Genomic DNA, 12,745 nt, shown 5'->3' on the forward strand with positions numbered 1-12,745 from the left:
CCTTTACACTGTTAGCTTGCAGCAGCCTCATTCAGGCCGCGTACGGATGCGATAAACTGTCTTAACTCGGGAGTTTGCGGATTAGCAAACAGCGCGCGGCTTTCGCCCTGTTCCCACACGGTGCCCTGATGCATAAACACCACGCGGTCGCCCACTTCACGGGCAAAATTCATTTCATGCGTCACCAGCACCAGCGTCATGCCTTCTTTCGCCAGTTGCTCGAGCACTTTCAATACTTCGCCGACTAATTCCGGATCCAGTGCGGAAGTGATTTCATCACACAGCAGCACTTTCGGGTTCATCGCCAGTGCGCGTGCAATGGCCACGCGTTGCTGCTGGCCGCCGGAAAGATTCGACGGGTAATAATCCATACGATCTGCCAGTCCGACTTTCGCCAGCATCTGCGCGGCCAGTTCCCGGCATTCGGCGGCGGACTTTTTCAGCACGCGGCGCGGCGCCAGCATGACGTTTTCCAGCGCAGTCATATGCGGGAACAGATTAAAGCTCTGGAACACCATGCCGACGGAACGGCTGATATCGCGCGCCTGAGAATCGCGGTCGGTGATGGTCATTCCGCCCAGTTTGATACTGCCTTCCTGATAGCCTTCCAGCCCGTTCATGCAGCGCAACAGCGTGCTTTTCCCTGAACCGCTGCGGCCGATAATCGAAATCACTTCGCCGCTGTCGATATCCAGATCCACGCCTTTCAGCACGTGGTTCTGACCGTAAAACTTCTGAACCTGATTGATGGTGATCAGTGGCATTACTGTTTCTCTCCACGCAATGATTTTTCTAAATGCTGGCTGTAACGCGACAGCGGATAGCACATCAGGAAGTAGCCCAGCGCCACTAATCCGAACACTTTGAACGGCTCATACGTCACGTTGTTGAGCATGGTTCCGGCTTTGGTCAGCTCGACAAAACCGATAATTGAGGCCAGCGCGGTGCCTTTCACCACCTGCACGGAAAACCCGACGGTTGGCGCGATGGCAATCCGCAGCGCCTGCGGGGTGATAACACGCCATAACGTTTGGCCGAAATTCAGCCCCAGACAGCGCGACGCTTCCCACTGGCCCTTCGGTAACGCGGCAATACTGCCACTCCAGATATCCACCAGATAGGCACTGGTGTAGAGCGTGAGCGCCAGCGCGGCGGCCGTCCACGGGCTAACATTGATACCAAACAGGCCAAGCCCGAAAAACGCTAGGAACAGCTGCATCAGCAGCGGCGTACCCTGAAACAATTCGGAATAAAGACGCACAAAACGCGTCGGCCAGCGGCGTTTAGCCAGGCGCAGCAACAGCAGCGGCAAGGTCACCAGCGTACCGCCAATAAATGCGGTCAGCGACAGCAGCAAGGTCCAGCGGGCCGCCAGCAGGAGATTGCGCACAATGTCCCAGTCGGTGAAAGTCATCATCAGTTTTCACTCCCAAAGACCCGGCGTCCGGCCAGCAGCAACAGCTGACGCATCGCAACCGATAACAACAAATAAAATAACGTGGTGACCAGATACACTTCAAAACTGAGGAAAGTGCGCGACTGAATTAAGTTCGCCGCAAACGTCAGTTCTTCATAGGACACCTGCGATACCACGGAAGATCCGAGCATCACGATAATGCACTGGCTGACCAGCGACGGATAAATACGTTTCAGCGACGGTGGCAGCACGATGCGCAGGAATGTCTGGCTGCGGGTTAATCCCAGCACGCGTCCGGCTTCCCACTGGCCTTTCGGCGTCACCTGAATACCGGCGCGGATAATTTCGGTGCTGTAAGCCCCGAGGTTAATCAGCATCGCCAGCAACGCCGCTTCACCGGCGGTCATCTTCAGGCCGATGGCAGGCAGGCCAAAGACGATGAAAAATAACTGCACAACAAACGGCGTATTACGGATGGCTTCGACATACATGCCCCAGACAGTCCGCAGAATTTTATGGTTGCCGCAGCGGATGGCCGCGCCGCAAATCCCTATTGCCACACCGCCAGCCGTCGCCAGTACCGTCAGCTCAATGGTGGTCCATAATCCGGCCAGCAGTTCCGGCATGTAAGGCCACAGCGCGCTAAAGTTAAGCTGATAGGTCATGAAAATACTCCGTCAAAGCCCTGATCACGCGCCGATGGAGGCCGGCAGCGGTGCCTTCATCCATTTTTCAGACAGCGTGTTCAGCGTCTTATCTTTAATGCCTTCGGCGATCAGTTCATTCACTTTGTCTTTCAGCGCCGGTTCGTCTTTACGCAGTCCGACGTAGCACGGCGAATCTTTCAGCATGACTTTCGATACCGGGGCTTTGGCCGGATTCATACGGGCCACCGCTGCCACCACCAGATTACCCGTCGCGATGTATTCCACCTGACCGGACAGGTATGCCGACAGCGTAGTGTTGTTGTCTTCGTAACGCTGTATTTTGGCGTCTTTTGGTGCCACATCGGTCAGCGCCAGATCTTCCACCGCCCCGCGGGTCACGCCGATGGTTTTACCGGACAGTTCTTTCAGATCCGCCAGTTTGTCACCCTGCGCGCCAAACACGCCGAGGAAAAACGGTGCGTAAGCGTTGCTGAAGTCGATCACTTTTTCGCGCTCAGCATTTTTGCCGAGGCTGGAAATGACCAGATCGACTTTATCTGTTTGCAGATAAGGCACGCGGTTGGCGCTGGTGACCGGAACAAGTTGCAACTTAAGTTTCATCTTATCGGCCAGATACTGCGCCATGTCGATGTCATAACCTTCCGGCTGCAAATCCTTGCTCACCGAACCAAACGGCGGGAAATCCTGCGGTACGGCCACGCGCAGCACGCCGCGCTTCTGAATATCCTGCAACTGATCGGCCATCACGCCGGATGCCTGAAGCACCAGCATTGCCGCACCTGCCCAAGCCAAGAGCCGTTTATTCATGTTCATAGATTATCTCCGGTGAAAAGTTTTTGGAACGATAGATTCTTATATTTAAAACTTTGCAACGAATGTGCCAAAAGCAACGCCGCAAAAAAAATGTGCGCAAAGTCACGGTATGACAAGGGATTATAAAAATGCGGGCGGGATCAGAAGCGGTTTTTTTGCCCTGAATCAGGGCAAAAAACGGGAGTCGATGAAAAAACGGATGCACTAAAATTGTGCGAAAGCACCAGAAAAGCGCTCAGTTTGTTCTGCAAACGGGAATCAGCGCTGCTCCAGCTCATCCAGCGCGTTATACATATCGCTTATCTGATGAATACGCTGACGGCCTGAAGCCAGCATATCGTGCAGCAGCGCATTGCTGAGTAAATTCGCCAGACTCATGGCGGAAGAATAGCTGTCAAACGCCGAAACGCTGTCGAGCGGCGCGGCCAGATGCCAGGTGGCGAGCGGGGTCAGCGTCTGCGCCTGAGGCTCGCAAATCAGCAGCACCGGTATGCCAGCTGACTGTAACTGCGTCAGTATTTCCTTCGCCATGCGCGGCCTGCGGCGGAAGGCCACGAAAATCACCACGTCCTGCGCGGTGAGATCCACCAGTTCTTCCGCCAGCGTCTGCCCCGGTTGCGGCATCATCATTACACCTGCCCGCACCTGAATCAGTTGCTGGCGCAGATGCAATGCCACCGGATAACTGTTGCGAAAGCCCAGCAGGCGCACCTGTCGCGCCTGACTCAGCGCTGAAATCAGCGCACCAAACTGAGCGCTATCAATCTGGTTAATCCACTGCGTAAGATTCGCCATTTCCTGCTTATAGTGCCGTGATAACAAGGTGTTACCTTGCACCGCGTCACGGCTGTCAGTCAGCGGCATTCCGCTCTGGCGCAGGGTGCGCATTTCATCGCGCATATCACGATAGCTCGGGTAACCGAGACGTTTGAACAGGCGGCTGACCGTGGCTTTCGACACGCCGCTGAGCCGCGCCAGCTCTGCGCTGTTGTAACTCATCAGGTCGTCGATGCTGGCAAAAATAAAGTCGGCCACCCGCTGTTCCTGCGGTGTCAGTTCTGCGTAATGGTCACGCAGACGCTCATCAATCTGTTTCATCTCTGGCCCTTTTGTAACCAATGTTTCATCGGAACATACCATGCACTATGCTTGCCAGTGCAACAGAAATTAGCGTGAAAAACGCAAGACTCTGCCGATGTGGAACACCTCTTGCTTAATTCTATCCCTACGCGCCGACAACCCTGCAAGCGCGGGCAGCATAAAAAAAGCGTCTCAAAAAAGGACATCGCATGATTAACAGTAACAGCGCGCCGCTGGGCATGGCGGTCACACCTCATCATCTGGCAAGCCAGAGTGCGCTTGCGGTACTGAGGGAAGGCGGTAATGCCATCGAGGCGATGGTGGCCGCAGCCGCAACAATTGCGGTGGTCTATCCGCACATGAACGGACTGGGCGGCGACGGCTTCTGGCTGATTGTGCCGCCGCAGGGCAATCCGGTGGCGATAGACGCCAGCGGTGCCGCCGGCTCGCTGGCCTCTCTCGATTTCTACACCGGGGAATCGCATATTCCGCACCGTGGGCCGAAAGCGGCACTGACGGTCGCAGGCACGGTCGGTGGCTGGCAGGAAGCGCTGAATGTGTCGGCTGAATTTGGCGGCGATCAAAAACCCCTTTCACGCCTGCTGCGCGATGCCATCCGTTACGCCGCTGATGGCATTCCGGTAACGGCTTCTCAGGAAGCTGCCACCCGTGCCAAGCAACATGAGCTGAAAGACTTCCCCGCGTTTGCCGACGTTTTTCTGCCGAACGGCGAAGTGCCGCGCGCCGGTAACCGCTTCACCCAGCCGCAGCTGGCACAGACGTTATCCATGCTGTGCGAAGACGGGCTGAACAGTTTCTATCGCGGTGAACTGGCCGACAATATGGCCGCCGACATGGAAAGGCTCGGCATGCCGGTCACCCGTGCCGATCTGGCCGCTTACAAGCCCCGGCGCTGCGTGCCGCTGCGTCTCAAACACAGCAAAGGCGAAATATACAACCTGACACCGCCGACGCAGGGGTTAGTTTCACTCGCGATCCTCGGTCTGACTGACCGTCTGCCGCTCGAAACCATGGATGAAAGCGCGACGATACACAGCATTGTCGAAGCCACCAAGCTGGCGTTCGGCCTGCGCGACCGCTATATCACCGATCCGCGCATGATGACGCAGGACGCGCAAAGCTTGCTGGATCCGCAGTATCTCGACGCCCTCGCCACCCGCATCAAACCGCACAGCGCCGCCGGCTGGGGCAAAGGTAAAGGTCCGGGCGATACCGTCTGGATGGGCGTAATGGACAGCAGCGGGCTGGCGGTATCGTTTATTCAGAGCATCTATCACGAGTTCGGCAGTGGCGTCGTTCTGCCCCAGAGTGGCGTGCTGTGGCAAAACCGTGGCGCCTCATTCAGCCTCGATGCCAGCCATTTACTGGCACTGGCGCCGGGTAAACAACCGTTTCATACCCTGAATCCTGCCGCCGCACGTTTATACGACGGGCGCACCATGGTTTACGGTTCGATGGGCGGCGACGGTCAGCCGCAAACGCAGGCTGCGGTGTTTATCCGCCATGTGGTGCAGGGACAATCCTTGCAGCAGGCGATCAGCGGGCCGCGCTGGCTGCTGGGTCGTACATGGGGGGAAAGCTCAGACTCCCTGAAACTGGAAGGCCGTTTCGCCTATCCAACGCAGGCCGGACTGAGACAGCGCGGTCACGATGTCGAACTGTTGCCGGATTTCAGTGAAGCCGTCGGCCATGCCGGAGCCATTGTCCGCCACACCAACGGCATGTTTGAAGGCGCTTCCGACCCGCGCAGCAACGGCAGCGCGGCCGGTTTTTAAACTGAGGAACTGATCATGAAAAATACGCCTGCGGCCACAGACTGGGCCGCTTACATCCGCCAGATGGAGTCCGTTCTGGCGCTGGAACTCGACGATGTACGCCGTCAGGAACTGCTGGTGCAGTTCAGCCGTATCGCGCAAATGGCGCAACCGCTGATGGATTTACCGCTCGATTCGCGACTGGAAATCGCCGGGGTGTACAGAGCATGAAATCGTTTGATAATTTCACGATTAATCAGCTTCATCAGGCCATTACGCAGGGTGAAATCTCAGCCACAGAAATTGCCAGCGCCACGCTGGACGCAGTTGAACAGGCCAATCCGGTCATCAACGCGTATACGCATATCACCCGCGAACGCATGCTGAGTGAGGCCGCTAAAGTGGATAAAACCCGCGCCAGCGGAACCGCACTGGCACCGCTGGCAGGCATTCCGTATGCGGTGAAAAACCTGCTGGACGTCGCCGGTGAAGTTACGCTGGCGGGCGCGAGCCTCAACAGCAGTAACGCCGCCGCACGTCATGATGCCTGGACCGTTTCACGCCTCGCCGCACAGGGCGCGATGCTTTCCGGCATGCTGAACATGGATGCTTACGCCTACGGTTTCACTACCGAAAACAGCCATTATGGTGCCACCCGTAACCCGCGTGATCTGGCACGCGTCGCCGGAGGATCGTCCGGCGGTTCTGCCGCTGCCGTCGCTGCCGGTCTGGTGCATTTCACGCTCGGCAGCGACACCAACGGATCCATTCGCGTGCCTGCATCATTGAGCGGTATTCTCGGCCTGAAACCGACCTTCGGACGGATCTCCCGCCGCGGCAGCCAGCAGTTTGTCGCCAGTCTTGATCACATCGGTCCGATGGCGAGGTGCAGCGAGGATCTGTCGCAGGTCTATGACGCGATTCAGGGCACAGACTCTCAAGATCACTTCCAGGCAGATAAACCCGTGACTGCCACTTTTTCTCAGCTCGGACGCGGCCAGCAGGGTTTGCGTACTGCGGTGCTGGGCGGCTATTTTGCTACCTGGTGCGACGACCACGCTAAAGCTGCCGTGCACCAGATTGCTCAGGCTCTTGAAGCGCAGGAAGAAGTTGAAATGCCGCAGGCCGAACTGGCGCGTTCAGCGGCATTTATCATCAGTGCTTCTGAAGGCGGCAATCAGTATTTGCCAAAACTGCGCAGTATCCCGCAACAGTTTGAACCGTTATCGCGCGAGCGTTTACTGGCCGGCGCGATGATCCCGGCGGCATGGTACGTGCAGGCACAGCGTTTTCGTCAGCATTTTCAGGAACAAATCTTGCCCCTGTTTGATCACTGGGACATTTTGATTGCCCCTGCCACGCCATGCCCGGCAACGCTGATTGGTCAGGACACCATCAGAATTAACGGTCAGGATCTGCCGACACGTGCCAATATGGGTATGCTGACGCAGCCAATTTCGTTCCTCGGTTTACCGGTAGTGACGGTGCCGGTCACGACATCGACCGGCCTGCCAATAGGATTACAACTGATTGCGCCGCCGTGGCGCGAAGACCTGTGTCTGCGTGCAGCACGGGCGCTCGAACTTCAGGGCATAGTGAAAGTCAGCAGTTCTCCGGTGATGCCCGCGTAACAACCTGCATCCCGTTTTCCAGGGTGAAGCAAAAGAGTAAGAGACGAAATCATGAAAACTGAACATATCGACCGCCCGGCGATCCTTGCCGAAATGAATGCGGCCTTTTATCGCTATGAACAGGCGCTGATCACCAACGATACCGCCGTTCTCGACGAACTGTTCTGGCACGACCCGCGTACCGTACGCTTTGGTGCCGGAGAAAATCTTTACGGCATCGAAGCCATCCGGGCATTTCGCTCAGCGCGATCGGCGCAAGGGTTAGACAGGGAACTGGTCAATACGACCATCACCACGTTTGGTGATGACATGGCCGTCGCCAGCACGGAGTTTCGCCGTGAAGGCACGGACAAAATCGGGCGTCAGCAGCAGACATGGGTGAAAATGGCGAGCGGATGGAAGATTGTGGCCGCCCATGTGAGTCTGATGGTTTGACCGAACCATTGGGCGGTTCAGCTTTGGAAAGCTGAGGAAACCTTTTTCGGTTTAACCGGGATAAAAATGAGTTGTGGAATTTTCGGTTCCCACCGAGGGGAAATCTGAACGGTGACATTTTCGGTTTCTCAATAACAGCGATCACTTTTCACGCTGCGCCGAAACCGCCCAAAAGGGGCCAGGACGGGCCCCTCTTGGATCTCCCACGTCTTTTAACTGCATGCTATCGCTCGCTGGCTATGTTTCAGCAACCGCAGTGACAGGCTGGAAATCTTGCCGCTACGCGGTTCCCTCTCTCGGTCCTGAAGCCTCAGGTCTTCAGGCCGCTCCGTTCAGCAAGATTTCTGAATCGCCCGCACCATCTTAAAATTAACGGCAGACTGTTTTTCATCTTTTAGAAAAGTGGATTGGCGTGCTCAAAATTCAGCTGAACGGAGCGGCTTCAAGACCTATGGCTTGAAGACCGAGAGAAGGTAGTGCGAAGCACCTGGATTTTCGCCACCCACTAAAGCAACAGAACATGTCCGTCGTGCCCGCGACAGCGCGCAGTGAAAAAGCGCGGGAGTCCAGAGGGCGCGCGCTTACGCGTCCTCTGGGCCAGTTTGGGCGGCGAGCCCAAGGTTTTGAATTTGATTTTAAATTTGAATTTGAATTTGAATTTGAATTTCGAGATTAAACACCGAAATGTTTAACCCAATGGTCGGCAATGTCCTGCCGCTTACACACCCATACCTTCTCGTGTGACCCGATGTAATCGAGAAACCGCTGTAAAGCGCGAAATCTCCCGGGGCGACCGAGGATCCGGCAATGCATCCCGACCGACATCATTTTGGGTGACGTTTCGCCTTCTTCGTACAACACGTCAAACGTATCTTTGAGATAGGTAAAGAACTGCTCGCCGGTATTGAAACCCTGCGGGGAGGCAAACCGCATGTCGTTGGTTTCCAGCGTGTACGGGATCACCAGATGCTGTTTCGTTTCGCCATTTTCCAGTTTTACCGGCGTCCAGAATGGCAGATCATCGCCGTAGTAATCGCTGTCGTACTGGAATCCGCCTGATTCGGCGACCAGCTGACGGGTGTTCGGGCTGTCGCGGCCGGTGTACCAGCCGGATGGCGCTTTGCCGAACAGGTCGCGAAGTACGGTGATGGCTTTTTGCATGTGCTCCGCCTCTTCGGCTTTGCTCATGTTCTGATAATGGATCCAGCGCCAGCCGTGGCTCACGACGTCGTAATCCGCGGCTTTGATGGCGCTGACGATTTCCGGGTTACGCGCGAGCGCCATCGCGACACCGAAAACGGTCAGCGTCAGGCCGCGCTTCTGGAATTCATTGTGGATCCGCCAGAAACCGGCGCGTGAGCCGTATTCATACAGTGAATCCATCGACATATGACGGTCGGGAAAACTGGCTGCGCCGATAATATCTGAGAGAAATTGTTCCGAACCGGCGTCGCCGTGCAGGACGTTATTTTCCGCGCCCTCCTCATAGTTGAGGACGAACTGCACCGCAATCCGGGCATTACCCGGCCAGTTTGCGTGTGGCGGACGGCCGGCATAGCCAATCAAGTCGCGCGGGTAATTGTCAGTAAAACCGTTATCGAATTCAGGCATGGTTATCTCTCAGATTCAGTCCGGCAAAGCGGCCAGACAAGGGTTTTTCCAGCGGATAATCCAGATCACCGTGCTTACTGGTGGTCAGGCGAAGTGCGGCCAGCGACTCGACCATTTTGACCGCCGCACTGACGCCGTCGATCACCGGAATATTCAGCTCCAGCGTCAGTTCCTGCGCCAGATCGGCCATACCGCCGCAGCCCAGTACAATCGCCCCGCTGCCATCCGATTTTTTCGCGGCGATGCATTGTTCACGCACTTTCTGCTGCGCCAGCCCGCTGCCGTCTTCGAGCGAAAGCACCGGAAGATCGATCGCATGCAGCGCCGCGCAATGACGCTCGAAACCGTACTGATGCAGTAAATGGCGGGCAATAGTGAGGGTTCTTGGCAAAGTGGTGACGATGGAAAAACGCGTCGCCAGCATCGTGGCCAGATGCATGGCCGCTTCTGCAATGCCGATGACCGGCGCACGTGCCAGCTCACGCGCGGCCAGTAAGCCCGGATCGCCAAAACAGGCAATGATATGGCCGTCCACGCCGGCTTCGCGCCCGGCTTTCACCTGCTGCAAAACACCGAGCGTGGCAATCGCCTCATCAAAATGCCCTTCAATCGACGGCGCGCCTTCCTGCGGACAAACCGCCACAATTTGTGTATCCACGGCGGCAACAGAGCGCGCGGTTTGCGCCATGACTTCTGTCATCGCCAGACTGGTGTTCGGGTTGATCAGTTGTATACAAAGCGGTTTTGTCATCACTCTGGCTCCTTTCCGGCGACCAGAAGATGAGAGGAAAAGATATTCGCGAAATCAGGTACCTGCCCTTTATTTTGCTCAAAACGCAGGCTGGAAACGATGCTGTCGAAGTGATGCGACATGCTTTGCGTCAGCCCGGCAACGTCCCGCTTTTTCATCAGTTCCAGTAAATCATCGTGATCATGACACCGGCAGCCCTGTTGCCACGGCGTGCCCCAGGCGGCAATCGCCAGTGAAGAACGCAGCGTGAGCTGAGAAACCGATTCGGTCAGCACTTTGTTGCCGGAAATCGCCTGAAGCTGGACGTGGAAAGCAGCAGAAAGCCGGATTGCGGCCGGGCCATTACGTTCGTCGTGGGCGCGCTTTTCTTCCTGTACGAGTTTTTTCAGCGCCACCAGATGCGTGGACTGGCAATGCGCGATCACCAGCGGCAGGTTGGCGCATTCAAGAATTTTTCGGGTGGTGAAAACGTCGCGGGATTCTTCTGCGTCCGGCGTGGTGACATGCGCACCACGCTTGGGCAACAGCGTGACCAGTTGCACTGCGGCAAGGCGCTGCAACACGCGCCGGATGCCCGTCCGGCTGACAGAAAAAACTTCAGCCAGCGCTTCTTCCGGCAATTTACTGCCCGGCAAAAGCTGGTGTTCAACAATCGATTTCACCAGCGCGTTGTAAATGTGGTCGTCCTTATCCTCGGTAAAATAGGCCGTATTCAGCCCGCTCCAACTGGTCATTGCCGTTACTCCGTATACCGTTCGATAGATTAATCGTATACATGAAAATTATTTTTTGTATACAAAAAATGAAATATGGCCTGATTCGTGCAGTGCTCCTGTGACTGCTTTTCACCTTTGGGCAGCCGGTCACCGGCTTCCGACTTTTACATGTTGTTAATGACAGGAGCACGATTTATGCCAAATCAGGAAATCACCTCCGCCACGGCGTCATCCGAACAAGGCGCCGGGATCATCAAACCTTATTACAGCCCGCGGCTGTGTAATGATGATTTAGCTCCCACTCGTGACCAAAACTGGAGCTGGTACAACATTTTTTCTTTCTGGATGTCCGACGTACACAGTATGGGCGGCTATGTGGTCGCAGCGAGTTTCTTCACGCTCGGGCTGACCAGCTGGCAGGTGCTGCTGTGTTTATTGTGCGGGATTTGTATCGTGCAGATTTGTGCCAACCTGGTGGCGAAGCCGAGCCAGCAGGCTGGCGTGCCATACGCGGTGATTTGCCGTCAGGCATTTGGCGTGTTCGGGGCGAATATTCCGGCGGTGATCCGCGGGCTGATCGCGTTTGCGTGGTATGGCATTCAGACCTATCTGGCGGCCAGCGCGTTAATGCTGGTACTGCTGAAATTCTTCCCGTCCCTGACGCCGCTGACCGTGCCGCACTGGCTGGGCTTATCTGCGCTGGGATGGATTTGCTTCGGCATTATGTGGGTATTGCAGGCGATGGTGTTCTGGCACGGCATGAGCGCAATTAAGCGTTTTATCGACGTGGCGGGCCCGGCGGTGTACGTTGTGATGCTGATGCTGGCCGGATGGATTTTGTATAAAACCGGGCTGAGCAATATCTCTTTCACGCTGTCGACAAAAACGCTGACGGTCGGCCAGCAGGGCTGGGAAATGCTGACCGCCACGGCGCTGGTCGTCTCGTATTTCTCCGGCCCGCTGCTCAACTTCGGTGACTTTTCACGTTACGGCAAAAGCATGAGCGAAATCCGTCGCGGTAACCGCTGGGGCCTGCCGTTTAACTTCCTGCTGTTCTCGATTGTGACCGTGGTGATTGTTTCCGGTACACAATCCCTGTTTGGCCAGATGATTACTGACCCGATTGAAACGGTCAGCCGCGTGGGTAACAGCGTAGCCGTGGCACTCGGGCTACTGACCATGATCATCGCGACGATTGGTATCAATATTGTGGCGAACTTCGTATCACCGGCGTTCGATTTCTCTAACTGTTCGCCGCAGAAAATCAGTTTCCGTACCGGTGGGATGATTGCCGCCGTCGGCTCTGTTTTACTGACACCGTGGAACCTGTTCCAGTCACCGGAGCTGATCCACTACACGCTCGATGTTCTCGGGGCATTCATCGGGCCGCTGTTTGGCATTCTGCTGGCGGATTATTACCTGATCAAACGCGGTCATATGGATGTCGATGCGCTGTTTAACGCCTCCCCTTCCGGCCGTTACTGGTACCGCAACGGGTTCAACCCGAAAGCCATCGGCGCGCTGGTGCCTGCGGTGCTGATTGGTCTGGTCATCAGCTTTACGCCGAGCCTGCATCAGGTGGCGAATTTCAGCTGGTTCATCGGAGCATTTCTGGCGGGCGGTTTTTATCGCTATATCGCCCGTCATGACCGCGCGACAGGTAACGCAATGGGCTATATGAAAACAGAAGTGGAATAAATCGTTGTAACAGGGGAAAAAAGCCAGGAAGGCTGAAACGACGAAGCCCTGAGTGATTTCTCACTCAGGGCTTCTGAATAGTGGCGGAACGGACGGGGCTCGAACCCGCGACCCCCTGCGTGACAGGCAGGTATTCTAACCAACTGAACT

At 56.1% G+C, this 12,745-nt stretch carries 13 protein-coding genes; 5 read left to right on the forward strand and 8 right to left on the reverse strand.

Translation table 11 applies throughout. The features are described 5' to 3' along the window. Positions 1 to 11: 11 nt before the first annotated feature. From J8X26_RS08805 to J8X26_RS08825, 5 genes are all read right to left on the reverse strand, one after another. Positions 12 to 764 (reverse strand): amino acid ABC transporter ATP-binding protein, encoded by a 753-nt coding sequence (locus J8X26_RS08805; protein ID WP_095923152.1) that lies wholly within the window; start codon positions 762 to 764, stop codon positions 12 to 14. Next, positions 764 to 1,414 (reverse strand): amino acid ABC transporter permease, encoded by a 651-nt coding sequence (locus J8X26_RS08810; protein WP_208950697.1) that lies wholly within the window; start codon positions 1,412 to 1,414, stop codon positions 764 to 766. Before J8X26_RS08810 ends, J8X26_RS08805 begins: the two co-directional genes overlap by 1 nt. Positions 1,415 to 1,416: 2 nt before the next feature. Next, positions 1,417 to 2,082, reverse strand: coding sequence for an amino acid ABC transporter permease (locus J8X26_RS08815; RefSeq protein WP_152324667.1), 666 nt, complete (start codon positions 2,080 to 2,082; stop codon positions 1,417 to 1,419). Positions 2,083 to 2,106: 24 nt separating this feature from the next. Further along, positions 2,107 to 2,898, reverse strand: a complete 792-nt coding sequence (locus tag J8X26_RS08820) for a transporter substrate-binding domain-containing protein (RefSeq protein WP_152324668.1) — start codon at positions 2,896 to 2,898, stop codon at positions 2,107 to 2,109. Between the two features lie 258 nt (positions 2,899 to 3,156). Beyond that, on the reverse strand, positions 3,157 to 3,996 hold the full coding sequence (locus J8X26_RS08825; protein WP_208950691.1) for a MurR/RpiR family transcriptional regulator: 840 nt from the start codon (positions 3,994 to 3,996) through the stop codon (positions 3,157 to 3,159). A 191-nt stretch (positions 3,997 to 4,187) separates the two neighbouring features. On the opposite strand from J8X26_RS08825, the gene J8X26_RS08830 reads away from it, so the two are divergent. From J8X26_RS08830 to hpxZ, 4 genes are read left to right on the forward strand one after another with little or no spacing between them, the layout of a single operon-like run. Then, on the forward strand, positions 4,188 to 5,774 hold the full coding sequence (locus J8X26_RS08830; RefSeq protein WP_208950692.1) for a gamma-glutamyltransferase family protein: 1,587 nt from the start codon (positions 4,188 to 4,190) through the stop codon (positions 5,772 to 5,774). 15 nt (positions 5,775 to 5,789) lie between these two features. Beyond that, positions 5,790 to 5,984: an oxalurate catabolism protein HpxX gene (gene hpxX / locus J8X26_RS08835; protein WP_165058612.1), complete on the forward strand. Its 195-nt coding sequence runs from the start codon at positions 5,790 to 5,792 to the stop codon at positions 5,982 to 5,984. Beyond that, on the forward strand, positions 5,981 to 7,384 hold the full coding sequence (locus tag J8X26_RS08840) for an AtzE family amidohydrolase (RefSeq protein WP_208950693.1): 1,404 nt from the start codon (positions 5,981 to 5,983) through the stop codon (positions 7,382 to 7,384). Before hpxX ends, J8X26_RS08840 begins: the two co-directional genes overlap by 4 nt. Positions 7,385 to 7,435: 51 nt before the next feature. After that, positions 7,436 to 7,819 carry an oxalurate catabolism protein HpxZ gene (gene hpxZ, locus J8X26_RS08845; protein WP_152324673.1) on the forward strand — a complete coding sequence of 128 codons (384 nt, stop codon included), beginning with the start codon at positions 7,436 to 7,438 and terminating at the stop codon, positions 7,817 to 7,819. A gap of 672 nt (positions 7,820 to 8,491) precedes the next feature. Here hpxZ and puuE read toward each other — a convergent pair. From puuE to J8X26_RS08860, 3 genes are read right to left on the reverse strand one after another with little or no spacing between them, the layout of a single operon-like run. Then, a complete protein-coding gene (gene puuE / locus J8X26_RS08850) occupies positions 8,492 to 9,430 on the reverse strand; it encodes an allantoinase PuuE (RefSeq protein WP_208950694.1) in 939 nt (312 codons plus the stop codon). After that, positions 9,423 to 10,181, reverse strand: a complete 759-nt coding sequence (locus J8X26_RS08855) for an aspartate/glutamate racemase family protein (protein WP_152324675.1) — start codon at positions 10,179 to 10,181, stop codon at positions 9,423 to 9,425. The genes puuE and J8X26_RS08855 overlap by 8 nt, the downstream gene beginning before the upstream one ends. Further along, positions 10,181 to 10,915, reverse strand: coding sequence for a GntR family transcriptional regulator (locus tag J8X26_RS08860; protein ID WP_208950695.1), 735 nt, complete (start codon positions 10,913 to 10,915; stop codon positions 10,181 to 10,183). Before J8X26_RS08860 ends, J8X26_RS08855 begins: the two co-directional genes overlap by 1 nt. Positions 10,916 to 11,092: 177 nt before the next feature. Here J8X26_RS08860 and J8X26_RS08865 point away from each other — a divergent pair, with 177 nt between their 5' ends. Further along, positions 11,093 to 12,595: an NCS1 family nucleobase:cation symporter-1 gene (locus tag J8X26_RS08865; protein WP_152324677.1), complete on the forward strand. Its 1,503-nt coding sequence runs from the start codon at positions 11,093 to 11,095 to the stop codon at positions 12,593 to 12,595. Positions 12,596 to 12,745 lie beyond the last annotated feature (150 nt).

The organism is Rahnella sp. ChDrAdgB13, assembly GCF_017655185.1.
In the GTDB taxonomy this organism is placed as follows: Bacteria; Pseudomonadota; Gammaproteobacteria; order Enterobacterales; family Enterobacteriaceae; genus Rahnella; species Rahnella contaminans.